At 40.4% G+C, this 25,775-nt stretch carries 20 protein-coding genes, 3 rRNA genes and 1 other annotated feature; of the genes, 17 read left to right on the top strand and 6 right to left on the bottom strand.

All coding sequences use genetic code 11. The features are described from left to right. Positions 1-179: 179 nt before the first annotated feature. Positions 180-394 (top strand) — a binding site (T-box leader). A 43-nt stretch (positions 395-437) separates the two neighbouring features. Further along, positions 438-2,852, top strand: coding sequence for a leucine--tRNA ligase (leuS, locus tag OLD84_RS12330; RefSeq protein WP_209462745.1), 2,415 nt, complete (start codon positions 438-440; stop codon positions 2,850-2,852). Between the two features lie 51 nt (positions 2,853-2,903). Here leuS and OLD84_RS12325 read toward each other — a convergent pair whose 3' ends face one another. Beyond that, positions 2,904-3,659: a hypothetical protein gene (locus OLD84_RS12325; RefSeq protein ID WP_209462746.1), complete on the bottom strand. Its 756-nt coding sequence runs from the start codon at positions 3,657-3,659 to the stop codon at positions 2,904-2,906. Between the two features lie 941 nt (positions 3,660-4,600). Between OLD84_RS12325 and OLD84_RS12320 the strand changes: the two genes are divergently transcribed. From OLD84_RS12320 to rrf, 3 genes are all read left to right on the top strand, one after another. Then, positions 4,601-6,168, top strand: a 16S ribosomal RNA gene (locus tag OLD84_RS12320). A gap of 195 nt (positions 6,169-6,363) precedes the next feature. Continuing rightward, positions 6,364-9,283 (top strand): 23S ribosomal RNA (locus tag OLD84_RS12315). 167 nt (positions 9,284-9,450) lie between these two features. Further along, positions 9,451-9,566: ribosomal RNA gene (gene rrf / locus OLD84_RS12310) — 5S ribosomal RNA — on the top strand. The 16S, 23S and 5S rRNA genes sit together here, the layout of an rRNA operon. 993 nt (positions 9,567-10,559) lie before the next feature. On the opposite strand, the gene OLD84_RS12305 is transcribed toward rrf, so the two are convergent. Both OLD84_RS12305 and OLD84_RS12300 read right to left on the bottom strand, forming a co-directional pair. Next, positions 10,560-10,769, bottom strand: a complete 210-nt coding sequence (locus OLD84_RS12305; protein ID WP_209462154.1) for a hypothetical protein — start codon at positions 10,767-10,769, stop codon at positions 10,560-10,562. A gap of 73 nt (positions 10,770-10,842) precedes the next feature. Further along, positions 10,843-12,114, bottom strand: a complete 1,272-nt coding sequence (locus tag OLD84_RS12300) for a BaiN/RdsA family NAD(P)/FAD-dependent oxidoreductase (RefSeq protein ID WP_209462153.1) — start codon at positions 12,112-12,114, stop codon at positions 10,843-10,845. Between the two features lie 260 nt (positions 12,115-12,374). Between OLD84_RS12300 and OLD84_RS12295 the strand changes: the two genes are divergently transcribed. From OLD84_RS12295 to OLD84_RS12270, 6 genes are all read left to right on the top strand, one after another. Further along, positions 12,375-13,994, top strand: a complete 1,620-nt coding sequence (locus OLD84_RS12295) for a putative polysaccharide biosynthesis protein (protein ID WP_209462152.1) — start codon at positions 12,375-12,377, stop codon at positions 13,992-13,994. Positions 13,995-14,009: 15 nt separating this feature from the next. Then, entirely contained in the window at positions 14,010-14,726 is a 717-nt protein-coding gene (locus OLD84_RS12290) for a pseudouridine synthase (RefSeq protein WP_209462167.1), read from the top strand. A 14-nt stretch (positions 14,727-14,740) separates the two neighbouring features. Continuing rightward, complete coding sequence (gene thpR / locus OLD84_RS12285) at positions 14,741-15,325, top strand: RNA 2',3'-cyclic phosphodiesterase (protein WP_209462151.1); 585 nt, start codon at positions 14,741-14,743, stop codon at positions 15,323-15,325. After that, positions 15,309-16,226, top strand: coding sequence for an NERD domain-containing protein (locus OLD84_RS12280; RefSeq protein WP_209462150.1), 918 nt, complete (start codon positions 15,309-15,311; stop codon positions 16,224-16,226). Before thpR ends, OLD84_RS12280 begins: the two co-directional genes overlap by 17 nt. A gap of 3 nt (positions 16,227-16,229) precedes the next feature. Further along, complete coding sequence (locus OLD84_RS12275; RefSeq protein WP_209462149.1) at positions 16,230-17,168, top strand: diacylglycerol/lipid kinase family protein; 939 nt, start codon at positions 16,230-16,232, stop codon at positions 17,166-17,168. A gap of 85 nt (positions 17,169-17,253) precedes the next feature. After that, entirely contained in the window at positions 17,254-18,072 is an 819-nt protein-coding gene (locus OLD84_RS12270; RefSeq protein WP_209462148.1) for a phosphotransferase family protein, read from the top strand. Here OLD84_RS12270 and OLD84_RS12265 read toward each other — a convergent pair. Then, entirely contained in the window at positions 18,059-18,346 is a 288-nt protein-coding gene (locus OLD84_RS12265; RefSeq protein ID WP_209462147.1) for a YtzH-like family protein, read from the bottom strand. The genes OLD84_RS12270 and OLD84_RS12265 overlap by 14 nt on opposite strands. Positions 18,347-18,467: 121 nt before the next feature. Here OLD84_RS12265 and trmB point away from each other — a divergent pair, with 121 nt between their 5' ends. Further along, complete coding sequence (gene trmB, locus OLD84_RS12260) at positions 18,468-19,127, top strand: tRNA (guanosine(46)-N7)-methyltransferase TrmB (RefSeq protein WP_209462146.1); 660 nt, start codon at positions 18,468-18,470, stop codon at positions 19,125-19,127. A gap of 402 nt (positions 19,128-19,529) precedes the next feature. Then, positions 19,530-20,372 (top strand): YtnP family quorum-quenching lactonase, encoded by an 843-nt coding sequence (locus OLD84_RS12255; protein ID WP_209462145.1) that lies wholly within the window; start codon positions 19,530-19,532, stop codon positions 20,370-20,372. A 42-nt stretch (positions 20,373-20,414) separates the two neighbouring features. Here OLD84_RS12255 and OLD84_RS12250 read toward each other — a convergent pair whose 3' ends face one another. After that, complete coding sequence (locus OLD84_RS12250; protein ID WP_209462144.1) at positions 20,415-20,729, bottom strand: PepSY domain-containing protein; 315 nt, start codon at positions 20,727-20,729, stop codon at positions 20,415-20,417. A gap of 181 nt (positions 20,730-20,910) precedes the next feature. Here OLD84_RS12250 and OLD84_RS12245 point away from each other — a divergent pair, with 181 nt between their 5' ends. Both OLD84_RS12245 and OLD84_RS12240 read left to right on the top strand, forming a co-directional pair. Beyond that, positions 20,911-21,978, top strand: coding sequence for a M42 family metallopeptidase (locus tag OLD84_RS12245; protein WP_209462143.1), 1,068 nt, complete (start codon positions 20,911-20,913; stop codon positions 21,976-21,978). 149 nt (positions 21,979-22,127) lie between these two features. Continuing rightward, positions 22,128-22,691, top strand: a complete 564-nt coding sequence (locus OLD84_RS12240; protein WP_209462142.1) for a DUF84 family protein — start codon at positions 22,128-22,130, stop codon at positions 22,689-22,691. A 410-nt stretch (positions 22,692-23,101) separates the two neighbouring features. Here OLD84_RS12240 and OLD84_RS12235 read toward each other — a convergent pair whose 3' ends face one another. Beyond that, a complete protein-coding gene (locus OLD84_RS12235) occupies positions 23,102-23,542 on the bottom strand; it encodes a YtoQ family protein (RefSeq protein ID WP_209462141.1) in 441 nt (146 codons plus the stop codon). A 324-nt stretch (positions 23,543-23,866) separates the two neighbouring features. Between OLD84_RS12235 and OLD84_RS12230 the strand changes: the two genes are divergently transcribed. Genes OLD84_RS12230 through ytpR form a run of 3 tightly spaced genes read left to right on the top strand, consistent with a single transcriptional unit; the run spans position 23,867 to position 25,638 of the window. Beyond that, a complete protein-coding gene (locus OLD84_RS12230; RefSeq protein WP_209462140.1) occupies positions 23,867-24,181 on the top strand; it encodes a thioredoxin family protein in 315 nt (104 codons plus the stop codon). A 30-nt stretch (positions 24,182-24,211) separates the two neighbouring features. Further along, a complete protein-coding gene (locus OLD84_RS12225) occupies positions 24,212-25,027 on the top strand; it encodes a DUF1444 domain-containing protein (protein WP_209462139.1) in 816 nt (271 codons plus the stop codon). Between the two features lie 5 nt (positions 25,028-25,032). After that, complete coding sequence (ytpR, locus tag OLD84_RS12220; protein WP_209462138.1) at positions 25,033-25,638, top strand: YtpR family tRNA-binding protein; 606 nt, start codon at positions 25,033-25,035, stop codon at positions 25,636-25,638. Positions 25,639-25,775: the final 137 nt, after the last annotated feature.

The raw sequence follows: 25,775 nt of genomic DNA, 5'->3' as shown, positions 1-25,775 counted from the left end.
TGTTAGTAAGTGCTCCTTTTATCAAGTTTTAACGGGCAAGTCGATTAAATACGACATGTCCTGGGTATGTTAATTCTATCAGAGGATGGGTAACCTTGACAAAGTGCACTGCATTCATTACTATTCTATATAACGTAGTTTATCAGTCGGGTTATGTCGTTTAACCTGCAATGAATAATGGAACAACTTAGCAAAGGAATAGTAATAAGTCTTTTTCAGGTATAGAGAAACAGTGGTTGGTGGAAACTGTTCCTGAGAATTTATGAACTCACCTTTAATGTTGCAGGAGTGAACAAGTAGCTTCTGCCGTTCATCCGCGTTAAGGGTACAAGCGAATGCAACTGATTGTGTTAATTTGGGTGGTACCGCGGGAATATGGCTTCTCGTCCCTTTCTGGGGATGAGTGGCTTTTTTTATTTACAAAGGAGGGCATAGAAATGAGTTTTAATCACCAGGAAATTGAAAAGAAATGGCAAGAACATTGGCAAGTTAACAAAACTTTTAAAACGAATACATATTCTGAAAAAGAAAAAGTTTACGCACTGGATATGTTTCCATACCCGTCTGGATCTGGATTGCATGTTGGTCATCCGGAAGGCTATACGGCAACCGATATATTCTCCCGTGTAAAAAGAATGCAAGGATATGAAGTACTTCATCCGATGGGGTGGGATGCTTTTGGTTTACCAGCTGAACAGTACGCTATTGATACAGGGAATAGTCCGGCTGCATTTACAAAAAAGAACATTGCAACATTTAAGCGGCAAATTCAAGAACTTGGGTTTTCTTATGATTGGGACCGCGAAATCAATACAACCGACCCTAATTATTACAAGTGGACGCAATGGATTTTCACCAAACTGTACGAAGAAGGCCTTGCCTACATGGATGAAGTTTCTGTTAACTGGTGTCCAGCACTCGGTACCGTTCTTGCCAATGAAGAAGTGATTGACGGGAAAAGTGAACGTGGTGGGCATCCTGTTGTACGCAAGCCAATGAAACAATGGATGCTTAAGATTACGGCATATGCGGATAGACTTTTAGAAGATTTAGAAGAAGTTGATTGGCCAGAAAGCATTAAGGATATGCAACGAAACTGGATCGGACGTTCAGAAGGTGCAGAAGTGACGTTTGATATTGATGGACATGAAGAGAAATTCACTGCATTTACAACACGGCCGGATACATTGTTTGGTGCTACCTATGCTGTACTAGCGCCAGAGCATCCACTTGTAAAAAAAGTAGTGAGTTCCGAACAAAAGAAAGCTGTTGACTCCTATTTGGATAAAATCCAAACGAAATCCGATCTGGAACGTACGGATCTGGCGAAAGAAAAGACTGGTGTATTTACAGGGGGATATGCAATCAACCCTGTTAGTAAGGAAAAAATGCCAATCTGGGTCGCTGACTATGTATTAATGACGTATGGAACGGGAGCAATTATGGCGGTTCCAGGTCATGATGAACGAGATTATGAATTTGCGGAGAAATTTGATCTTCCTATAGTAGAAGTCGTTGCAGGTGGAGACCTGTCCAAAGAAGCCTATGTTGGTGATGGCGAACTTGTCAATTCCGAATTTTTGAATGGCTTGAATAAAGGTGAAGCCATTTCAAAAATGATTGAATGGCTTGAAACGAATGGGAAAGGTGAGAAAAAAGTTACCTATCGCCTGCGTGATTGGTTATTTGCCAGACAGCGTTATTGGGGAGAACCAATCCCTATTATTCATTGGGAAGACGGATCAGCTACAGCTATACCTGAATCGGAGCTTCCATTGGAATTGCCGGAAATGACAGAAATTAAACCATCTGGTACTGGTGAGTCTCCGCTTGCGAACAATAAGGATTGGGTCAATGTAGTGGATCCTGAAACGGGTATGAAAGGTCGCCGTGAAACAAGTACGATGCCGCAATGGGCAGGGAGCTGTTGGTATTTCCTTCGGTTTATTGATCCCGAAAACACGGAACAATTAGCAGATCCAAAAGCTCTAGCAGAATGGCTCCCGGTCGATATTTACATAGGTGGTGCAGAACACGCCGTGCTTCACCTCTTATACGCGCGATTCTGGCATAAATTTTTGTATGATATTGGTGTTGTTCCTACGAAGGAGCCATTTATGAAATTGTTTAATCAAGGCATGATTCTCGGAGAAGGAAATGAAAAAATGAGTAAGTCAAAGGGGAATGTTGTTAATCCTGATGAAATCATTGCTTCTCATGGTGCGGATACATTGCGTCTGTATGAAATGTTCATGGGACCGTTGGATGCTGCTGTAGCCTGGTCAACAAACGGACTTGATGGTGCAAGGCGCTTTCTTGACCGAATATGGCGCCTGATTATAAGTGATGATGGTACCCTTTCGGATAAAGTAGTGGATGAGCATGATGCAACATTAGATAAAGTTTACAACGAAACCGTTAAAAAAGTAACCGAGGATTTCGATAACCTGCATTTCAATACAGCTATTTCACAAATGATGGTGTTTATTAATGAAGGATATAAAGCTGAAAAACTTTCAAAAGAATATATAGAAGGATTTGTGAAATTACTTTCACCAATTGCACCACACCTTGCAGAAGAATTGTGGGAACGTCTTGGGTATCCAGGAACCATTAGCTACGAAGAATGGCCTGTATATGATGAATCAAAACTGGTTGAGGACGAAGTAGAGATCGCAATACAAATTATGGGTAAAGTTCGATCCAAAATAAATGTAGAAAGAGATATCTCAAAGGATGAACTTCAAAAACAAGCTCTCGAAGACGAAAAAATTCAAGAGTCGCTCGAAGGCACAACGATTCGAAAAGTAATCGTTGTACCAGGAAAGTTAGTAAATATTGTAGCAAATTAATGATTAAAAAGGATCCCTTTCTCTAATGAAAGGGATCCTTTTCGTAATTAATTATTGGCTTGGAATCCAATCGGTCTGTAGAATGATCCACTCATCATTCTCATAATACCAAAGTGTTTCAACCGTTCCTAATTGGTCTGCGTGGTAAGCACCACTAATTTGTTGGTAACTTTTTAAACCATATCCTTTAGGCTTACTCAGTAAAACAGGTTCGAAAAAAGCAATCGGATCTATCATAACTGAATTTGGTTGTTGCACGTCACCTTCTTCATTATAAATTCCAAGTCGTATATACTCATCTGCCCGATCTTTAACATCCATAATAGATGGTTCAATATGTGGTGATAGTTGAATCTCAACATTAAAATTATCCAGAAATTCACCCTTAATATACAGTTGTTCAGGTAATGATATCTCTTTTTCTACTTCATTTTTTATAGTGTGGAGGTGATAATTATATAATCCGCCGCTACCACCAGTTGCACTTTGATAAAAGATGTCTTGAACACCGTCATGATTCAAATCAATAAATGAAATAGATGGATCGTAACCACCTTCATACGTAATCTTCCAATGTTCATCATGTGCACTGCTTATATCTATCCAAATTTCACGAAAGAAACTCGAGTCTTCAGAGAATAAAACGCCTTTTAATTCAATGGCTTCGTTTTGTCCGTCACCTGTAATATCAGCCTCATATGTTTCAATAAGTACAGGATCTAAATTATCTTGAGCAACAACTGTTTTATTTTCAAAAGGGTAAATTAATACGAGTATACAAACAATAACATGAATTAAATACTTCATAAAAATGCTCCTCTTATTTAGTGACTCTTATTATTTGTAGTATAGGTGTATACTATTCACAAAGTCTTCGTGTATTACCTTCCAGCGTATAACTACTCTCATAACTCATAATGAATTTGGAAAGGCTATTGACATCTTAAGGTTTCGGTTGTATTATGGTTCTTGCTGTTAAAAAAGTTTGGCTTCAAACTTGAGTATTTAACAAGAGAGTTACTACTATAGAACAAAAGCGCAAGCGCCCGTTTAGCAACGTACAAACTGGAGCACTTCGCAATGAGATAAAGGAAACACGACGAACGGAGTGAGTCGATGTTGACTTTCACCACAAGGGTATAAGTGCGACTAGGCCTCTGGCAGAGCCAATCGGCAAGTCTTCTTTATCGTAGTGGAGGAGTGTGGAGTTTGATAGTTGCTGGGCGCTGGAGCTGGACGTGGCTATTCCAGTATATAAGTTATCCATAACTTTTAAATTCTATAGTTTCCTATCCAAACGAGAAAAATCAATTTGATATTGAAAGAATTGTTGTATTGACAAGCATTATGTCAAGATGCTATAATGTAAATCCACAGGTTGAGACATTGTTTAGCAAAAATATTTCACTTTAATTATTTGTTGACAAGTAATGACCTTATGTGGTAAATTAATCACCTCCCGATTTAGCGACAATATAAATGCCCTTCTTGAAAGAGGGTGTTGACTTTAAGTTTCGGGCATGCTATAATGAATAGCTTGATATTTTAAGTATTAATGAATTTGCTCCTTGAAAACTGAACAAAACAACCAGTATGTCAAGAAGAACAGGTTACTGTTTTTCACATGTCAGAAGAGGTAAGTGAATGTCCGTATTCTATGAATTCGACAAAAACAAATTTCTTTTGCACATGAAAGGAAGAAAGCTAAGACAATTGATGAGATTGACGGTGTCGATCTTATTCAAACTTTTTTGGAGAGTTTGATCTTGGCTCAGGACGAACGCTGGCGGCGTGCCTAATACATGCAAGTCGAGCGCGTGAAGCAGATGGAATCCTTCGGGAGGAAATCTGTGGACCGAGCGGCGGACGGGTGAGTAACACGTGGGCAACCTACCTGTAAGATTGGGATAACTCGCGGAAACGCGAGCTAATACCGAATGACACTTTTCATCTCCTGATGAGAAGTTAAAAGGCGGCTTTTAGCTGTCACTTACAGATGGGCCCGCGGCGCATTAGTTAGTTGGTGAGGTAAAGGCTCACCAAGGCGACGATGCGTAGCCGACCTGAGAGGGTGATCGGCCACACTGGGACTGAGACACGGCCCAGACTCCTACGGGAGGCAGCAGTAGGGAATCATCCGCAATGGACGAAAGTCTGACGGTGCAACGCCGCGTGAGTGATGAAGGTTCTCGGATCGTAAAACTCTGTTGTTAGGGAAGAACAAGTACCGTTTGAATAAGGCGGTACCTTGACGGTACCTAACCAGAAAGCCCCGGCTAACTACGTGCCAGCAGCCGCGGTAATACGTAGGGGGCAAGCGTTGTCCGGAATTATTGGGCGTAAAGCGCTCGCAGGCGGTCTTTTAAGTCTGATGTGAAATCTTGCGGCTTAACCGTGAGCGGTCATTGGAAACTGGAGGACTTGAGTACAGAAGAGGAGAGTGGAATTCCACGTGTAGCGGTGAAATGCGTAGAGATGTGGAGGAACACCAGTGGCGAAGGCGACTCTCTGGTCTGTAACTGACGCTGAGGAGCGAAAGCGTGGGGAGCGAACAGGATTAGATACCCTGGTAGTCCACGCCGTAAACGATGAGTGCTAGGTGTTAGGGGGTTTCCGCCCCTTAGTGCTGAAGTTAACGCATTAAGCACTCCGCCTGGGGAGTACGGCCGCAAGGCTGAAACTCAAAAGAATTGACGGGGGCCCGCACAAGCGGTGGAGCATGTGGTTTAATTCGAAGCAACGCGAAGAACCTTACCAGGTCTTGACATCCTCTGCAACCGGTAGAGATACCGGGTTCCCTTCGGGGACAGAGTGACAGGTGGTGCATGGTTGTCGTCAGCTCGTGTCGTGAGATGTTGGGTTAAGTCCCGTAACGAGCGCAACCCTTAATCTTAGTTGCCAGCATTAAGTTGGGCACTCTAAGGTGACTGCCGGTGACAAACCGGAGGAAGGTGGGGATGACGTCAAATCATCATGCCCCTTATGACCTGGGCTACACACGTGCTACAATGGATGGAACAAAGGGCAGCGAAGCCGCAAGGTGTAGCAAATCCCATAAAACCATTCTCAGTTCGGATTGCAGGCTGCAACTCGCCTGCATGAAGCCGGAATCGCTAGTAATCGCGGATCAGCATGCCGCGGTGAATACGTTCCCGGGCCTTGTACACACCGCCCGTCACACCACGAGAGTTAGCAACACCCGAAGTCGGTGAGGTAACACGTTTACGTGAGCCAGCCGCCGAAGGTGGGGCCAATGATTGGGGTGAAGTCGTAACAAGGTAGCCGTATCGGAAGGTGCGGCTGGATCACCTCCTTTCTAAGGATAAATAGAAGGAACGCTTCAGAGGTACCCTAACGGGTTCTCTGAGGTCAGGGACATACATGGTTGTTTGGTTCAGTTTTGAGGGATGTAAATCTCTCATTTTGTTATTTTGTACCTTGAAAACTAAATAAGAGTAATCAACGACATCAAATTAAATTGTACGTTCTTTTGAATAAAAACAAGTAACTTAGTTAAGTGAAGAAGAGCGCACGGTGGATGCCTTGGTACGAGGAGCCGAAGAAGGACGGGACTAACGCCGATATGTCTCGGGGAGTTGTAAGTAAACATTGATCCGAGAATTTCCGAATGGGGGAACCCACTGTTCGTAATGGAACAGGACATTTATCTGAATACATAGGATAAATGAGGCAGACCCGGGGAACTGAAACATCTCATTACCCGGAGGAAGAGAAAGCAAATGCGATTTCCCAAGTAGCGGCGAGCGAAACGGAAACAGCCCAAACCAAAGAGCTTGCTCTTTGGGGTTGTAGGACATTCCATTGGAGTTACAAAGAAATGCGTTAGACGAATCGATCTGGAACGATCAGCCATAGAAGGTAAGAGCCCTGTAGTCGAAAAGGCATTTCCTCCGGAGTGTATCCTGAGTACGGCGGAACACGAGAAATTCCGTCGGAATCTGGGAGGACCATCTCCTAAGGCTAAATACTTCCTCGTGACCGATAGTGAACCAGTACCGTGAGGGAAAGGTGAAAAGCACCCCGGAAGGGGAGTGAAATAGAACCTGAAACCGTGCGCTTACAAGTAGTCGAAGCCCGTTAATGGGTGACGGCGTACCTTTTGTAGAATGGACCGGCGAGTTACGATTACATGCAAGGTTAAGTGGAAGACACGGAGCCGCAGCGAAAGCGAGTCTGAACAGGGCGTCTCTAGTATGTGGTCGTAGACCCGAAACCGTGTGATCTACCCATGTCCAGGGTGAAAGTCAGGTAACACTGACCGGAGGCCCGAACCCACGTATGTTGAAAAATGCGGGGATGAGGTGTGGGTAGGGGTGAAATGCCAATCGAACACGGAGATAGCTGGTTCTCTCCGAAATAGCTTTAGGGCTAGCCTCAAGGTTGATTGTACTGGAGGTAGAGCACTGATTGGACGAGGGGCCCTCACCGGGTTACCGAATTCAGTCAAACTCCGAATGCCAGCTACTTTGCCTTGGGAGTCAGACTATGGGTGATAAGGTTCATAGTCGAGAGGGAAACAGCCCAGACCGCCAGCTAAGGTCCCAAAGTATACGTTAAGTGGAAAAGGATGTGGAGTTGCCCAGACAACCAGGATGTTGGCTTAGAAGCAGCCATCATTTAAAGAGTGCGTAATAGCTCACTGGTCGAGTGACTCTGCGCCGAAAATGTACCGGGGCTAAACGTATCACCGAAGCTGCGGATTGTTCTAATGAACAATGGTAGGAGAGCGTTCCAAGTGCTGTGAAGTCAGACCGTGAGGACTGGTGGAGCGCTTGGAAGTGAGAATGCCGGTATGAGTAGCGAAAAAAGAGTGAGAATCTCTTTCACCGAAAGCCTAAGGTTTCCTGAGGAAGGCTCGTCCTCTCAGGGTTAGTCGGGACCTAAGCCGAGGCCGAAAGGCGTAGGCGATGGACAACAGGTAGATATTCCTGTACCACCTCGTGACTGTTTGAGCGATGGGGGGGACGCAGTAGGATAAGGAATGCGCACAGATGGAATAGTGCGCCCAAGCAGTGAGAAAGTCGAATAGGCAAATCCGTTCGGCAATTTCAAGCTGTGATGGGGAGGGAAATTGAGTACCGAAGTTCCCGATTTCACACTGCCAAGAAAATCCTCTAGTGAGGTCACAGGTGCCCGTACCGCAAACCGACACAGGTAGGCGAGGAGAGAATCCTAAGGTGAGCGGGAGAACTCTCGTTAAGGAACTCGGCAAAATGACCCCGTAACTTCGGGAGAAGGGGTGCTCACTCGTGAGTGAGCCGCAGTGAATAGGCCCAAGCGACTGTTTATCAAAAACACAGGTCTTTGCGAAGCCGAAAGGCGAAGTATAAGGGCTGACACCTGCCCGGTGCTGGAAGGTTAAGGGGAAGCGTTAGCTTTCGAGCGAAGCGCAGAACCGAAGCCCCAGTAAACGGCGGCCGTAACTATAACGGTCCTAAGGTAGCGAAATTCCTTGTCGGGTAAGTTCCGACCCGCACGAAAGGTGCAACGACTTGGGCACTGTCTCAACGAGAGACCCGGTGAAATTATACGATGTGTGAAGATGCACATTACCCGCGACAGGACGGAAAGACCCCGTGGAGCTTTACTGTAGCCTGATATTGAATGTTGGTATAGCTTGTACAGGATAGGTGGGAGCCTTAGAAACGTGAGCGCTAGCTTACGTGGAGGCATCCGTGGGATACCACCCTGGCTGTACGAACCTTCTAACCCAGGACCGTAATCCGGTTCGGAGACAGTTTCAGGCGGGCAGTTTGACTGGGGCGGTCGCCTCCTAAAAAGTAACGGAGGCGCCCAAAGGTTCCCTCAGAATGGTTGGAAATCATTCGTAGCGTGTAAAGGCACAAGGGAGCTTGACTGCGAGACCTACAAGTCGAGCAGGGACGAAAGTCGGGCTTAGTGATCCGGTGGTACCGCATGGAAGGGCCATCGCTCAACGGATAAAAGCTACCCCGGGGATAACAGGCTTATCTCCCCCAAGAGTTCACATCGACGGGGAGGTTTGGCACCTCGATGTCGGCTCATCGCATCCTGGGGCTGTAGTCGGTCCCAAGGGTTGGGCTGTTCGCCCATTAAAGCGGTACGCGAGCTGGGTTCAGAACGTCGTGAGACAGTTCGGTCCCTATCCGTCGTGGGCGTTGGAAGTTTGAGAGGAGCTGTCCTTAGTACGAGAGGACCGGGATGGACATACCGCTGGTGTACCAGTTGTTCCGCCAGGAGCATGGCTGGGTAGCTACGTATGGCAAGGATAAGTGCTGAAAGCATCTAAGCATGAAGCCCCCCTCAAGATGATACTTCCCATCACTTTAAGTGAGTAAGATCCCTCAGAGACGATGAGGTAGATAGGTTCGAGGTGGAAGCGTGGCGACACGTGCAGCTGACGAATACTAATCGATCGAGGACTTAACTAATTTCTTATTTGATCGGCGTTGATGATACTCTTATTTAGTTTTTAGGGTATAAATGGACAAAAACCCTTGCATTTTTTGTCTAAAATGCATATAATAAAACTTGTCCTTATCATAAGGAAGTTCTGTAAAATGTTCACATCCAGTGAATAACACAGAATGACATCAGGTCTGGTGGTAATAGCGGAGAGGTCACACCTGTTCCCATGCCGAACACAGAAGTTAAGCTCTCCAGCGCTGATGGTAGTTGGGGCTTTGCCCCTGCAAGAGTAGGACGTCGCCAGGCAAGTTAACCTAGATACGAGATAATCGTATCTAGGTTTTTTTGTTGCATAGGAAACTATAGAATTTAAAATCTGTGGATAACTCATATACTGGAATAGCCACGTCCAGCTCCAGCGCCCAGCAACTATCAAATTTTTACGGTGGGGCGAGCATTTAGCGCAGCCCCAAACTTCACACTCCTCCACTACGATAAAGAAGACTTACTGATTGCCAAGCCGGAGGCGTAGGCAGAAGTAAAGTCGCACTTATGCCCTGTGGGTGAAAAGAAGACTTACTGATTGCCAAGCCGGAGGCGTAGGCAGAAGTAAAGTCGCACTTATGCCCTGTGGGTGAAAAGAAGACTTACTGATTGCCAAGCCGGAGGCGTAGGCAGAAGTAAAGTCGCACTTATACCCTTGTGGTGAAAGTCAACATCGACTCCCTAGGCTTAAGGAAGGCCGAATAAAACCGGGCTTGCGCTCAGGCGTCAGCATACCCCTATGAAGGGGCATGTTTCCTTTTCGCTTTCCAAGCATAAGATTCACTTTGACTTTCTCCATTATTGGAGATAAGTCAAGTTCATCTAATCTCATTGCGGCAGTGGAAGTTCAACTAAACCGCCACTTTACGTGGCAATGTTGAACCAGCCGCAGCGCTGAGCGCAGTTTGTACGTTGCTAAACGGGCGCTTACGCTTTTGTTCTTTATCGTAGTTTAACGGGGCAGGACGTCTACGTTCGCCACGTCTTATACGCGTCGAAGAATAAGGAAGAAGTCCAATTATGTTCTGTAGGTCAATAGTCAACTTCGGTCGATCCTACACCAAATTGGGGAGCGAAGTGTATTCGGGCTGCGGTAGCATAAAGATTGCAATAACGTATACAAATTAAAAAAATCCGATTAAGAAATCGATTCATCTTCTAAAAAAAGGCGCACCGTGTAGTGCGCCTTTTTTGGCAGGGCTTGGCGAATGCCAAGTTTTCTAAAAAGATAAGAAAGTATATATTCTTATTCTTTTAGCTCATTCCATTTTGTGGAGGGTTCATATTCATTGTTGTTGTGCCAGTATTCATCCCGCTACCATCACCATTCATTTGTGTTACAACCGGGATCATTTTTTGCATTGCTTGACCGAAATTTTGATTGTTTTGAGTCATTGCGTAGTAGGTTGCTGCACCTACACCGACTGAAGCAATTATCGGTATAATCATTCCATTGTTTTGCATTACAATATCATCCCTTTCTATGATGTCCCCAATGCTATTAGGATGACACGAGAAGTTAAATAAATGCAAGGAATCATATACCATTATAAGCAACAACTTCTTTCGCAGCATTCATTCCAGCGAGGCGACCAGTGACGAGAGCTGATGTGATATTGTATCCACCCGTGTATCCATGTATATCTAAAATTTCACCACTAAAATAAAGTCCATGCATGAGTTTGGATTGCATTGTATTTGGAATAACTTCCTTTATAGATATTCCTCCACCAGTTACAAAGGCTTTATCAAGTGATAAGGAACCATGTACATAGAAGCTAAACTGCTTCATGTTATGAACAATAGAACGAATCGCTTCCTTAGAAATAGTTGCAGCTTTTTGCTCTTCACTTATTTTATTAATGGATAGAATGTATTCTAGAAAACGCTCGGGAACCATTCCTTTTAAAATATTCTTTATGGCCTTTTTCGGACTTTGATCCATTTGTTCTAAAATTTCCTTATTCAGGTTTTCTACCGTCTTATCGGGCAAAGAGTCTAATACTATTGGTACCTGTTTTTGACCCTTCATAAGCTCTTTAACAACAAATTGGGAGCAACGTAGAACGGCAGGTCCTGATATTCCAAAATGGGTAAATATCATATCCATTTGATGCGTAATAATTGGTTTGCTCTTTTTATTTAGAACCGTTAAGGAGACATCCCTTAAAGATAATCCTTGCAAGCTTTTATTTTTAATAAAGCTTTCTGAAGAAGTCAGGGCGACTTCAGTTGGGTAAAGTTCTGTTACGGTGTGTCCTGCTTTTTGAGCCCATGCGTAGCCATCACCTGTTGAACCAGTATGTGGGACAGCTTTTCCCCCGACTGCGATTACAATCGATTTTGTCGTGATTTTTTCCTGGGAGGCTAGTGTAATTATATGTTCTTTTTCACCATAATTTACTGTTTCTACAGTAGTATTCAAATGCTGCTCTACGTTTCGTTCATCTAATTGATTAATCAGTGCATTCACAACTGTTTTTGCTGAATTGGATTCTGGAAACATTCTGCCGTGATCCTCTTCTTTTAGACCAACACCCATATTTTCAAAAAAATCGATGATGTCATAGTTATTAAAAACGGAAAATGGACTGTATAAAAACTTCCCATTTCCTGGTATATGTCGAATAATCTCTTCTTGAGGCAAACGATTTGTTACATTACAGCGTCCACCGCCAGATATGGCTAACTTTTTTCCTAATTTCTTCCCTTTTTCAATTAACATGGTTTTTGAACCATGTTCTGCTGCAGCAATAGCGGCCATTAATCCAGATGGACCACCACCAATTACGATTACATCATATGACAATTATCTCAGTCCTTTCCATTCAATTTTATCGCAGTTTAACAGGCAAGTCGACTCTCCTGGAACTACGACTTAGTCACCCCATCGAAAAACATTTGTGCGTCGCCCCCTACTGAATGAAGTTTTACTTTACCATTAAGTAGCTATTTGCTCAATATTAAAATCTGCATGTAAATTTTGAAAGAAGTATCGTTATCCGTAAAAGCTCTAACTATGATAAAATATAGGATATGTATAAATAGATTTTAGATGCAGGTGGGAAAATGTCAAACATGGTAAGAGGAGCAATGATGCTGACAATAGCATCATTTTTATCGAAATTCTTAGGAATGATCTATGTCATTCCATTTAATGCTTTAGTTGGGGAAACGGGCGGTGTGTTATATAGTTTTGCCTATACGCCATATAATATAATACTTAGCCTTTCGACGATAGGTGTTCCTTTAGCCGTTTCGAAATTTGTTTCCAAATATAATGCGATGGGTGACTATGAAACGGGAAGGCGCATGTTTAAAGCTGGAATTTCACTTTTAATGGTTAGTGGTTTTTTAGCATTTTTAGTTCTGTTTTTTAGTGCTGAATGGTTGGCGGGAAATTATATTACAGATGAGGACGCAGGTAGCATAGCAGTAGAAGATGTGACATTTGTTATTCGAATGGTCAGTTTTGCTCTAATCATTATTCCTGCGATGAGTATCGTCAGAGGATTTTTCCAAGGATACCAATCTATGGGGCCAACAGCAGTATCACAGGTAGTAGAACAAGTGGTACGAATTGTGTTTTTATTAACAGCTGCTTTTATTGTTATGATTGTGCTGGATGGTGAGGTTTCTACTGCAGTTGGTTTTGCAACATTTGCTGCTTTTATTGGTGGAGGAGCTTCTGCACTTGTTTTATGGGGGTACTGGCGGAAACGAAAGCCAGGTCTTGATAAGCGATTACAGCAGCAAACGTATACAAACGAAATACCTCGAAAAGACTTGTTTATTGAATTATTTAGTTATGCGGGGCCATTTATAATAGTAGGTTTAGCAACATCCTTGTATCAATTAGTAGATCAATTTACCTTTGAACGAGCGATGGTTGCTAGAGGGGAAGGTAATATTTGGGAAATAGCTTTCGCTGTCATTAACTTTTACGGCCATAAACTCGTTATCATACCGGTTACATTAGCTACAGGATTATCGTTAGCAATCATACCGGCATTAACAAAAATATTTACACAAAAAAATCACGAAGAATTATATGAGCAAATAAATCAAGCATTTCAAATAGTTCTTGTACTTGTAATACCAGCAGTTGTAGGCCTTTCCTTCTTATCTGAAGAAGCTTATGGAGCTTTATATGGATTAGGAAACATTGAGATTACTGGAAACTTATTAGGATGGTATGCACCAGTTGGGTTACTATTTGCTTTGTTTACTGTATCTTCTGCGGTACTACAGGGTATAAACGAACAGAAGTATGCTGTTATCAGTTTAACAGGAGGCCTCCTCGTTAAAATATTATTAAATATACAGCTTATTCATATGTTTGGCGCAAAAGGAGCTATATTTGGTACTGCGCTAGCCGTTGGTACAGCAGTTACGTTAAATCTTTTGCGCATAAAATCAAAAATACAATTTTCTTTCAGGAAGTTAATAAAAAGAACCATGCTCATCGCTATTTTTGTCAGTATTATGTGTCTCGTTATCTGGGTAGTAATGGCAGTATTTGGGATGTTCCTTCCATACGAGACAGAACGATGGGCAACTATACTAATGCTTGTTTTAGGTGTAGGATCTGGGGGCGCCGTATATTTATGGCTTGCTTATGAATCAACTTTATTGGAGCGCACACTTGGTAATCGTGTACGTGTGTTGGATAAAATTTTTCGTAGATAGGAGGAGGTTCAAATGATGCGCCTTGATAAGTTATTAGCAAATACAGGCCATGGCAGTAGAAAAGATGTAAAAACAATGTTAAAAAAGAAGCAGGTAACCGTCAATGATTCTGTTGTAAAAGATGGCAGTATTCATATTGAGCAAAACGTGGACACGATAAAGGTTCAGGATAGGGTAGTGTTCTATCAGAAATATATCTATCTCATGATGAATAAACCACAAGGGGTTATTTCAGCAACGGTAGACGATCGAGAAAAGACAGTAATCGATCTGCTAAAAAGTGAACTCCATCATTTTAAAGCTTTTCCTGTAGGTAGATTGGATAAGGATACAGAAGGTTTGTTGCTCATTACAAATGATGGGGAGCTCACACATCAATTGGTCTCCCCGAAAAAGAATATTGAGAAAGTGTATTTTGCAAAAATAAACGGTTTCGTTACAGATGAAGATATTGATCAATTTGCAGAAGGAATTACATTAGGGGATGGTTACAAGGCAAAACCAGCTAAATTGACGATCCTTAAAAGTGACACTGTTTCTGAAATTGAAGTAACCATCACCGAGGGAAAATACCACCAGGTTAAGCGTATGTTTGAATCTGTTAACAAAAAGGTGATGTATTTGAAGCGGTTAAGCATGGGAGAGATCTTTTTAGATGATACTATAAAGACAGGGACTTACAGGGAACTTACGGAGCAAGAATTAGATTATTGTCTTTCACTAAAAAAATAAATGGAGGCATTCCCATGTCGAAAAATCCTCATTATTTTATAGCCATTCGACTTCCTGGATCATTAAAGGAAAATTTATCGAAGTGGCAGCATGAACTTAAGAAGGATGTATCCTTTAAGCAATGGCCTCATTTTGAGGATTTGCACATTACATTAAAATTTTTAGGTGAAGTTGACGATACTAAATTACGTCAATTGAAAGAGGAACTAAAAACAATAGAAGATGAACAAGCTTTTTCAATAGCTGTCGGGGGTATAGGTGTATTTGGAAACCCTAAAAAGCCGCGTGTTCTATGGGCTGGAGTTGATAAAACAAAGTCTCTTGCTCATTTACAGGAATATGTGGAAGCTTGTACAATGAAGGTCGGATTTAATAAGGAAAATAGACCGTATCGCCCGCATATAACGCTGGCAAAGAAGTGGAGTGGAGAAACAGTAACCACAATCCCTGAAGCGTTAAAAGAACGATTTTCAAATAAGAAGCAAATAGAAGTGGAAGAAGTTGTCCTCTATCAAATACATCCAGGTAGTACGGTGAAATATGAAATGATAGCTAGGTACCGTTTAAAGAGGGGGGAGATGAATGGCTCAGTTAATTAAATTGCAGGATTATATTTCCCGCTATGAATGGGATGCGTATCGTTACCCTACCCAATATATTCGATTAAAACAGGATAATTGGAAAAAGCTCCATCATAATTGGAGTAATCCAGAAAAAGTCACACAAGAAAAAGAAGAATTACCTGAAACAAAAACATCTGGATTTTTCAAGCTAAAGAATTATTTTAAAAAAGAAGAACCGGTCGAAGAAGTAAAGCATGATGACGATCACTCATCATTGGATACGGAAGCTAAATTGAAACAATATTTTTTGGACAAACTATTACACTTTCAACTAAAATGGGCTACTTCTACCGTATCAGAGAGATCATTTATGAATACGTACTATTATGAAGATCCAATACTTAAATATTTTCTGCAACGATTTCCGGATACATATTTAATCATGTACGAACCTATTTTTACGATAAAAAATGCATCGGTTGATTCTGATATTATTTTAATAAGTCCGATAGGTATTGAAATCATTCATCTCGTAGAGGAACACTCAAACGCAGTTGTCATAGCTGGAGATGAACGAGCCTGGTTGATCGACACTGGTAAACATCAAACGAGGATATTGAATCCACTTATCGCCTTAAAGCGAACGGAGAAGCTTATAAAAAGCATTCTTCATTTTGAAGAGAATGACTTTCCTATACAGAAGACAATCTTGTCCAGAACTAATAAAATTGTTTATTCATCGGAACCCTTTCACACACAAATTGTTGATAAGCATCATTATGAAACGTGGTTTCGTGAAAAAAGAAATCTTTCTTCTCCATTGAAAAGTAGGCAATTAAAAATAACGGAAATTCTGTTGAGGCACTGTCAAACGATCTCCGTTAAACGCCCGGAATGGGAAGAAGATATCTATCCTACCATAGGCAATGAGGGTTAACGTGTGTACATTTTCATTGTTAATCCAGAGGCTGGTAAGGGCCGTTCGAGGCGAATCTTTTCAAGAATTAAAAAACATACATTGTATCAAGAGATAGAAAGTAGTTATTATTATACCAAGTACGTCGGACATGCTGAGGAAATTGCACAACGTATTACGAAAAGAGAGGATATTGTTGTCACCTCTATTATTGTTATAGGCGGCGATGGTACGATGCATGAAGTCATGAATGGTATTAAAAATAGGAACATCCCTGTATCCTTTATTCCTGGTGGATCAGGCAATGATTTTGCTAGAGGTTCTGCAATAAAGGGAAATGCACTCGAAATTTTACAACAAATAATTAACGCTCAGAACGGTCATCCTTATTGGTTGGGTAATTTTAAAATAGATAACAGGAAGAAACGCTTCTTTATAAATAGCTTGGGATTTGGCTTTGACGCTCAAGTCGCACGAATGGCGAGTAAATCTAAATTAAAAGGTTTCTTTGATAGATTTCATATTGGGACCGTTAATTATATTATCGCTCTACTGAAAGTTCTGCTGACATTTAAGCCGATTGATCTGGAACTAGAAGTAAACGGAAAGAAGCGGACAATAACGAAATGTTGGATGGTAACGATAGCCAATCATCCTTATTATGGGGGTGGCATGAAAATAATCCCAGGTGCCAAAATACAACCAGCTGTTTTTCCAGTATTGGTTCTCCATTCTATTTCGAAATGGAAGGTTCTAGCATTATTCTTATCCGTATTTAATGGAAAGCATATAAATTTTAAAGAAATTGAACTGATGAATGCGACACATTTAAAAATTATATCAAATGAACAATTATACTATCAGGTTGATGGACAAACAGGTACATGCCAAACGAGTGAAATTTCTAAGCAATCGGATGAGATCCGTATATTTGGTAAAGCAGTACGAAAAGCTGGTGCATGATAAACAGTGAAATATAGTTGTGTTTTTCGCTTACTATCTATAGAATATAAATCTGGATGTTAAATTTGAAAGATGTGAGGAATTTATGGTGAATTGGTTTGAAAATGTATTAGGGAAGGGCTGGGAGGTTACCCCGGCTGGCGGATTAACTGGTGATGCTTATTTTGCCAAAAAGAAAGATAAGCGATTATTTCTTAAACGGAATTCATCTCCATTTCTAGCTGTGTTATCAGCAGAAGGGATTGTACCAAAACTCGTTTGGACAAAACGAATGGAAAATGGTGACGTGATTACTGCCCAGGAATGGATGGAAGGAAGAGAATTAAAACCATTTGAAATGCAGCATCATCAGGTAGCTGATATATTACGTAAAATTCATCATTCCTCTGAATTATTGCACATGCTTATGCGTCTAGGGAAGAAACCCGTCACCTCAGATGACAGCTTTTATGAAATAAAGGAACGTATATATTCTACGGAACTCCTAAAAACCTATGATGATATTCAAATTGCTTTAACGTATCTAGAACGGTTGTTACCTACAACAAGAGAACAAAGACAAGTGGTTTGTCATGGTGATTTAAACCATAATAATTTATTGCTAACAAATAAAGGACATTTATATTTAATTGATTGGGATAATGCCATCATTGCTGACCCCGTTACAGACTTTGGTATGGTAATGAAATCCTATATTCCAAATAAAGATTGGAATGAATGGCTGAAAAAATACGGGGCTGACAATGATGAACATTTGATTGAACGAATGTACTGGTATCTTTTGTTAGATGCCCTCCACTATTTTAGTTGGCATAGTGAGCGTAATGAAAATGAAAAAAAACTGGAAAGACTAAAAAATATTCAGGAACTTAATGCATATATTGGTAGCTCTATTCTAGATTAGAATTTTGTATAGCATGTAGCCAATTTTCAATATTTTGCCTGTTTGTTGTAATATGCTCTGGTGAATTCTGGGCAATTTCTCCTTGTCTTCCGTAATTATAAATTTCCGGTAGTAATTGCAGTAACTGCTCGTCGGTTATACTATTATTGGCTGTCATTTTCTGAACTAATCGTTTAATTTGTTGATATTCAGAAACTTGGCCATTGCTATCTGCTGTTTGTTCATCTAAAATATCATGTAATAATGTTAATTGACTATTTACATTAAGTGCCATTTGAAATCACCTCAATTAGTAGTTTACGTTTTATTTGAATTTCTATACAAAAATTTAAGGGAAGAAACGATAACCGATTTGATTAAGTTTGAATAATCTTTAGTAAAGAAAGGTGTAAACGATGCGTCAACGTTACAAGCCATGGGCAGATGACTTTTTAGAAAATAATAATCATATTGTGCTAGGAAGTCCATATGAAAATAAGGGAGATTGGAAGTCCATTTTTGGAAATGACAATCCGGTTCATATCGAAATTGGGACTGGAAAAGGTCAGTTTATTGTCGGGATGGCAAAGCAATTTCCGAATATTAACTTCGTGGGAATCGAACTTGAAAAAAGTGTTATCGTAACAGCAGCGCAAAAAGTGCTGGATTCAGGATTGGATAATATCGCATTATTAAATGAAAATGCAGAAAATATACAGGAAATTTTTGCTGATAATGAAGTAGCTACGATCTATCTCAACTTCTCCGATCCATGGCCAAAGAATCGCCACGAAAAAAGAAGATTAACCTTCCACACTTTTTTAAAACAATACCAAGCAATTCTAGAACCAACGGGTGAAATTGTTTTCAAAACAGATAATAAAGGATTGTTTGAATACTCATTAGTAAGTTTCTCTAAATTTGGACTGATAGTAGAGGAAGTGCGTCTGGATTTACATGAGTACGAGGATCCTTTGAATGTGATGACAGAATATGAAGAGAAATTTTCTGCAAAAGGACAACCTATATATCGTTGCAGGGCTTCATTCAGTATGGAAAGAGATGAAGGTAATTAATTACCTTCATCTCCTAGATGAAATTCATCAAAACGAGTTTGCTATTCAAACTCGTTTTATGTTTTCACATCCTACCTAATTGTATGCTACAAGGAACTCTAATCATTACATTTATCTTGCAATAAGTGATAGCGTTTGCAGAAAATTATAGATTTAGCTACACTTAACTTAAGGCTATTTTCTAAAAGATTGGGACTATGGTTACTCGTCCCACCGAAAAGAATTGCTGTTTTTACGCAAATCTATAGAAGACGACGCAACTACCAGGTTGATTTCCGCAGCGGGTTAAAAGATATCATCCTTCATTTCAAGTTACGTCGTCTTTTATATCAACTATGAAGATTTAAGAGCAATAATACTTACGATAAGATTCTAATTTAAATACAATAGGGGGAATGACAGATGGAGAAACTGCAAGTTGGAAGAGCGAGTTTAACATGGTTGAATGGTGGGGATAATTTCCTCGATGGCGGAGCAATGTTCGGTGTGGTACCAAAAGCATTGTGGAGCAAAAAATACCCATATAATGAAAAAAACCAAATTGAATTACGGACGGATCCAATTTTATTACAGTTGGATGGGAAAAACTTTCTAATTGATTCTGGAATGGGGAATGATAAGTTAACGGATAAGCAATTACGCAATTTTGGCGTGCGTGAACAGTCTTCGATTGAAAAATCATTAGAAGAAGTTGGCTTAACAGTGAATGATATAGATAGCGTATTAATGACACATTTACATTTTGATCATGCGTGTGGATTAACCAAAAAGTCTGGAGATACATATGCATCCGTGTTTGAACATGCGACGATACATACGTCTGCAGTTGAATGGAATGAAATGAGAAACCCTAATATTCGCTCCAAGAGTACGTACTGGAAGATGAATTGGGAGCCGTTAGTAGATCAGGTAAAGCCCTTTGATAGCGAGGTAGAGATAGCGGATGGCTTAAAAATGATTCATACAGGCGGCCATAGTGATGGACATTGTATTTTGGTTTTTGAAGATGGGGATCATTGCTTTATACATATGGCAGATATCATGCCTACACATGCCCATCAAAATAAATTATGGGCACTTGCATATGATGATTATCCAGTTACATCTGTTCACGAGAAAGAAAAATGGATGGACTTCGGTTACCAGCGAAAAGCGTGGTATACATTCTATCATGATGCATACTATCGTGCGTTGAAATTTGACGAGTCTGGTGAAAAAATCGAAGAAGTTGAGCGTAAACGATAGATAGAATAATACTAGCTGCTCGAATTGAGCAGCTAGTATTCATTATGCAGTCTGTACAGATCCGACTACTGCACCAGTATCCACATCTACATAAAACTCATATTGTTTGTTTTGACCGTCTACATTTCGGGTTACGCCACCGCGATATGCGTTGTATAGCAAGCCGTTTTTTTCCACTTCTTCTGGCTTCATATAGATCCATGAACCACTTATTGGGCCATTTTTCTTAAATGTATCTTTCGCTTGTTTGAGCGCTTTTTCAGGTGTTACCTTTTGGTAGTGAGTGACTTGCTGTTTTGCTAAATAGCCGATAATCAGTCCTATGCCCGTAGCTAAAACTACTTGTCTTAAACGCATATTCATTTCACCTCTAGATTAGATTTTAGTTTTTCTAACTATTATTTAGAATTCACTTTTTAGTATAACCGAAATAGAGGTAAATAGAAAATAAAACATTGCCAATGAGTGAATGGTGGAAATAGATAGATACTTTACGTTATACTGACTACTACATAGAAACAAGTTGGAGGGGAAATTGATGAAACAGGATACGCTGGATCTTTTTAAAAATTTGACAGAATTACAGGGCGCGCCTGGAAATGAGCACCTTGTACGTTCATTCATGAGAGAGGAATTAGGGAAATATTCTGATGAAATAATCCAAGACAATCTTGGCGGTGTATTTGGTGTTAAACATGGTGAAGGACCGAAAGTTATGGTTGCAGGGCATATGGACGAAGTTGGCTTTATGGTAACGCAGATTACCAAAAATGGAATGATCCGTTTTCAACCATTGGGAGGTTGGTGGAGTCAAGTTTTGTTGGCACAACGAATGCAAGTTATGACAGATAATGGCCCCGTTACAGGTGTTATTGGTTCTATACCTCCCCATAATTTGACAGAAGAGCAACGTAAGAAGCCAATGGAAATTAAAAATATGTTGATTGATATTGGAGCAGACGACCAAGAAGATGCTGAAAAAATCGGAATAAGGCCAGGGCAGGCTATTGTACCGAACACACCTTTTACGCCAATGGCTAACGAGAAAAAAATATTGGCAAAAGCTTGGGATAACCGTTATGGCTGTGGCTTATCAATTGAATTGATGAAGGAATTGCAAAACGAAACAATTCCAAACCAATTATACTCCGGAGCAACTGTTCAAGAAGAAGTTGGATTACGCGGGGCACAAGTTGCAGCAAATATGATCAATCCAGATATCTTTTACGCGATGGATGCATCACCAGCAAATGATGCATCAGGCGACGAAGAGGCATTTGGCCAATTAGGAAAAGGAGCGCTACTTCGTATTTTTGACCGTACGATGATAACGCATCGAGGCATGAGAGAATTTATTCTTGATACAGCAGAATCAAATCATATTCCCTACCAATATTTTGTATCACAGGGAGGTACGGACGCGGGGCGTGTTCATATTTCGAATAATGGTGTACCGTCAGCTGTAGTTGGTATTTGCTCACGGTATATTCACACGTCTGCATCGATGATCCATATTGATGATTATGCAGCGGCCAAAGAATTAATTGTGAAACTTGTTAAAGAAACAGATCAAAATACACTGGAACAAATTCGACAATCCAGCTAATATAAGTTAATTGCTGCTATCATTCAATGATAGCAGCAATTTTTAGCAGATAAGTAACCACCATGGCTTGCCTTGATCGAGGCGCCATCTATCATGAAAATGGACTAAGGCTTGATATAAGCCAATTTTTCTAAAAAAGGGTGTAAACAATGACTATTAGTGTTGGTTCCAAAAATCCTACCAAAATAGAAGCAGTGAAGGAAGTTTTTCCAAAAAAGAGGGTAACTGGAGTTGAGGTACCATCAAATGTATCCGATCAACCTTTTTCTGATAAAGAAACGAGAAAAGGAGCCATTAATCGAGCATTTCAATGTGTTAACTTCAACTTAAGTACGATAGGTATTGGGCTTGAAGGCGGCGTAATGTATGTGGACAACCAATTGTATCTATGTAATTGGGGTGCCCTTGTTACCAATACTGGTGAGGTTTATACGGCTAGCGGAGCACGAATAATGCTACCGAAGGCAATTGATGAACAATTAAGAAATGGGATGGAACTTGGTGATGTGATGGATCGATATGCAATGAAGGAAGAAGTCCGAAAAAAAGAAGGAGCTATTGGTATTTTTACGAATGATCTCATTTCAAGGCAGGAAATGTTTGCCCATGTTGTAAAACTTTTGCGAGGTCAATGGGAATTTTGGGAAGAACAAAAGCGCAAGCGCCCCTTTAGCAACGTACAAACTGGAGCACCCCGCAATGAGATTAGATGAACTTGACTTATCGCCAGTAGTGGCGAAAGTCAAAGTGAATCTTATGCTTGGAAAGCGAAAAGGAAACACGACGAACGGAGTGAGTCGATGTTGACTTTCACCACAAGGGTATAAGTGCGACTTTACTTCTGCCTACGCCTGCCGGCTTGGCAATCAGTAAGTCTTCTTTTCACCCACAGGGCATAAGTGCGACTAAGCCTCTGGCGGAGCCAATCGGCAAGTCTTCTTTATCGTAGTGGAGGAGTGTGAAGTTTGGGGCTGCGCTAAATGCTCGCCCCACCGTAAAGATTTGCTAGTTGCTGGGCGCTGGAGCTGGACGTGGCTATTGCAGTGTATAAGTTATCCACAGCTTTTAAATTCTATAGTTTCCTATGCATTGAAAAAGCGGCAATCTATGCCGCTACCTTGATCTATTCATAGATATAATTCAACACATCTATCGCTTGATCAAGCGTTTCAACCGTTACATTAGCCTTGTTAGAAAGCTCCTTTAAAGGGTGAATTAATGATTTCGGACGTACAATAATGGTAGGCTTATTCAAACTGATGGCAGTACTTGCATCCATTGCTGTGTTCCATTGTTTGTATTGTTCACCAAACAGCGCAATGACAACATCTGATTTTTGCAATAATACCTGTGTTCTTAAATTATTAATGCTTGAAGCAGCATCGTCCCGATAAAGATTTCCAGGTTGTTCACCTAAAACGGTATCCCCAATATCATCCGATCGATCATGATTCGTTTGTGGTGCCACAAATGTTAAAGGGAGTTTTTTTTCTACGGCTTTCTCTTCTACTTCTGCTCGCCAATCACTGTGAATTTGTCCCGCTAAATATACGATTAAATTCATAACAAGACCTCCAATAATTTATTTCTACCAATTGTAAACAATTAGATAATAATCTGCAAGAAAATCGAAATCAACTGAAAAATTCTATATTTATAGTATTATATAGATAGGGTTATAAGACCTGTACGAGGTTGTTCAAAAGTCCAGAACACGCAAATAACAGAGGAATTACAGCTCAAACTGTTTGATTAAAACTGGAAGAATAAGTGTAAGTAAGAAGCTGGCCAATTTATGGACAGCTTTTTCTTGCTTACGTGTTTATAATCCGTGATAATGGAAAACAAGATAAGAGAAGGATATGATAAGTTAGGGAGAGGATATAGGATGAAGAAACTTGAAACAGTTGAACAATTTAATGAATGGAAAAATAATGAAAATATAATCATGTTTTTCACTGCAGGTTGGTGTCCGGATTGTCGTGTAATCGAACCAGTATTACCTGAGATTGAAGCGAAATACCCTGAGTTTACGTTTGTAGAGGTTAACCGTGATCAATTTATTGAGTTGTGCCAAGAATATGATGTGTTTGGCATTCCAAGCTTCCTAGCATTCAAGGATGGAAATGAGGTAGGAAGGTATGTTAATAAGGAACGAAAAACAAAAGATCAGATTGAACAATTTATAGAAGGAATTGGCTAACAATGAATCCTAAATACAGGAGGAACTACGATGAAGATGACTAGTATAAAACTGAAAAAAATATTGGAAGAGCGTCTTTCCAGTGAAGAATACCGGACATCCTATAATAGAGATAAAGATACTTTTCGAATCGAATGGAAGGAATCGAAGCAAGGAATAACGATTACACTTCCTAAGGTTATATCAAAGTATAACGAACGTGGTGAGGAAGCTATTGACGAACTTGTGGCTCATATCACCGAAGCGCTTCGAATTATGAATGAGGAGCCACAATTAAAAGGGATGGAGCGAAATATTTTTCCAGTTATCAGAGCAACATCTTTTCCAAATGAAACAAAGTCTGGTGTTAAATTGGTATCCAAAGAACATACCGCGGAAACACGAATTCATTATGCGCTTGATCTTGGTAAATCATACCGATTAATCGATGAGGATTTAATGAATAAAGAGGAGTGGACGACAAATAGGATTGATGAAATCGCATCATTCAACCTACGTTCCTTGTCTGTTGATTATAAGAAAGACCGTGTGGCGGAAAATGATTTTTATTTTGTAGGGAAACAAGATGGCTACAATGCAAGTCGGATTTTAAATGAATCATTCTTAGAGGAAATGAAAGCAAATGCCAAAGGTGAACTGGCTGTAGCTGTACCACATCAGGATGTACTTATATTAGCTGACATTGAAAACAAAACAGGGTATGATATATTAGCACAAATGACAATGAAGTTTTTTGCAGAAGGAAGAATTCCAATTACATCCCTTGCGTTTATTTATGAAGATAAACAGTTAACACCCATCTTTATTCTCGCAAAAAACCGTCCAAAAAATAGTAGAAAAGAGTGATCGATATGTTTGTTTTTTATAATCCGAAGGGTATTGGTGATGTATTAATTATCCCATTAAAGGATGGAGGTCGGTATGAAATAGCGCATGAAACAAAAGGACCTATTACAAAAATTACCAATAACAATGATGAAGTTCTCGGGTATAATATTTTTGAAGCATCAAAGCATGTTGAATTAAAGGAACATGGAAAAATAACCTTAACAGAAGCATTGTTAGGTCAAATCAAACAATTATTTAAATCAAACAATTTTGATGATGAGCTTGACTTTGACTTAAGCCCTAAGTTTGTTGTAGGTTATGTAACATCTAAATCAGCACATGATAATGCGGATAATTTAAGTGTTTGTCAAGTGGATGTCGGCCTTTCTGAAAATCTGCAAATTGTATGCGGCGCACCCAATGTTGATAAGGATCAGAAAGTAGTTGTAGCAAAGGTCGGGGCAACAATGCCAAGTGGATTGCAAATCAAACCTACAGAATTAAGAGGGGTAGCATCGAATGGTATGATATGTTCCCAAAAGGAACTTGGAATACCGAACGCACCTGAGGAAAAAGGGATTTACGTACTTAAAGATTCTCATATCGTTGGAGAAACGTTCGATTTTTAATCAAAAAACAACCTAAGTTTGAATACGAGGGTTGTTTTTCTATTTAATCAGGAAAAACAACTACCATTTATGAAGAAAACTGTTAAAATAGAAGCAATCCATAATTAGAGTTAAAGGAAATAGAAATGAGTGAAGAC

This window comes from Virgibacillus natechei, from assembly GCF_026013645.1.
Classification (GTDB): Bacteria; Bacillota; Bacilli; order Bacillales; family Amphibacillaceae; genus Virgibacillus_L; species Virgibacillus_L natechei.
This window is presented reverse-complemented; position numbering and strand designations above follow the sequence as displayed.

What these genes read in the sequence shown, in the direction of transcription:
- OLD84_RS12280 (WP_209462150.1), top strand. Translation starts at nt 15,309, where the DNA reads ATGGCTCAGTTAATTAAATTGCAGGATTATATTTCCCGCTATGAATGG.
- ytpR (WP_209462138.1), top strand. Translation starts at nt 25,033, where the DNA reads ATGTTTGTTTTTTATAATCCGAAGGGTATTGGTGATGTATTAATTATC.
- OLD84_RS12230 (WP_209462140.1), top strand. Translation starts at nt 23,867, where the DNA reads ATGAAGAAACTTGAAACAGTTGAACAATTTAATGAATGGAAAAATAAT.
- thpR (WP_209462151.1), top strand. Translation starts at nt 14,741, where the DNA reads ATGTCGAAAAATCCTCATTATTTTATAGCCATTCGACTTCCTGGATCA.
- leuS (WP_209462745.1), top strand. Translation starts at nt 438, where the DNA reads ATGAGTTTTAATCACCAGGAAATTGAAAAGAAATGGCAAGAACATTGG.
- OLD84_RS12255 (WP_209462145.1), top strand. Translation starts at nt 19,530, where the DNA reads ATGGAGAAACTGCAAGTTGGAAGAGCGAGTTTAACATGGTTGAATGGT.
- trmB (WP_209462146.1), top strand. Translation starts at nt 18,468, where the DNA reads ATGCGTCAACGTTACAAGCCATGGGCAGATGACTTTTTAGAAAATAAT.
- OLD84_RS12295 (WP_209462152.1), top strand. Translation starts at nt 12,375, where the DNA reads ATGTCAAACATGGTAAGAGGAGCAATGATGCTGACAATAGCATCATTT.
- OLD84_RS12265 (WP_209462147.1), bottom strand. Translation starts at nt 18,346, where the DNA reads ATGGCACTTAATGTAAATAGTCAATTAACATTATTACATGATATTTTA.
- OLD84_RS12240 (WP_209462142.1), top strand. Translation starts at nt 22,128, where the DNA reads ATGACTATTAGTGTTGGTTCCAAAAATCCTACCAAAATAGAAGCAGTG.
- OLD84_RS12305 (WP_209462154.1), bottom strand. Translation starts at nt 10,769, where the DNA reads ATGCAAAACAATGGAATGATTATACCGATAATTGCTTCAGTCGGTGTA.
- OLD84_RS12235 (WP_209462141.1), bottom strand. Translation starts at nt 23,542, where the DNA reads ATGAATTTAATCGTATATTTAGCGGGACAAATTCACAGTGATTGGCGA.
- OLD84_RS12270 (WP_209462148.1), top strand. Translation starts at nt 17,254, where the DNA reads ATGGTGAATTGGTTTGAAAATGTATTAGGGAAGGGCTGGGAGGTTACC.
- OLD84_RS12290 (WP_209462167.1), top strand. Translation starts at nt 14,010, where the DNA reads ATGCGCCTTGATAAGTTATTAGCAAATACAGGCCATGGCAGTAGAAAA.
- OLD84_RS12325 (WP_209462746.1), bottom strand. Translation starts at nt 3,659, where the DNA reads ATGAAGTATTTAATTCATGTTATTGTTTGTATACTCGTATTAATTTAC.
- OLD84_RS12245 (WP_209462143.1), top strand. Translation starts at nt 20,911, where the DNA reads ATGAAACAGGATACGCTGGATCTTTTTAAAAATTTGACAGAATTACAG.
- OLD84_RS12225 (WP_209462139.1), top strand. Translation starts at nt 24,212, where the DNA reads ATGAAGATGACTAGTATAAAACTGAAAAAAATATTGGAAGAGCGTCTT.
- OLD84_RS12250 (WP_209462144.1), bottom strand. Translation starts at nt 20,729, where the DNA reads ATGCGTTTAAGACAAGTAGTTTTAGCTACGGGCATAGGACTGATTATC.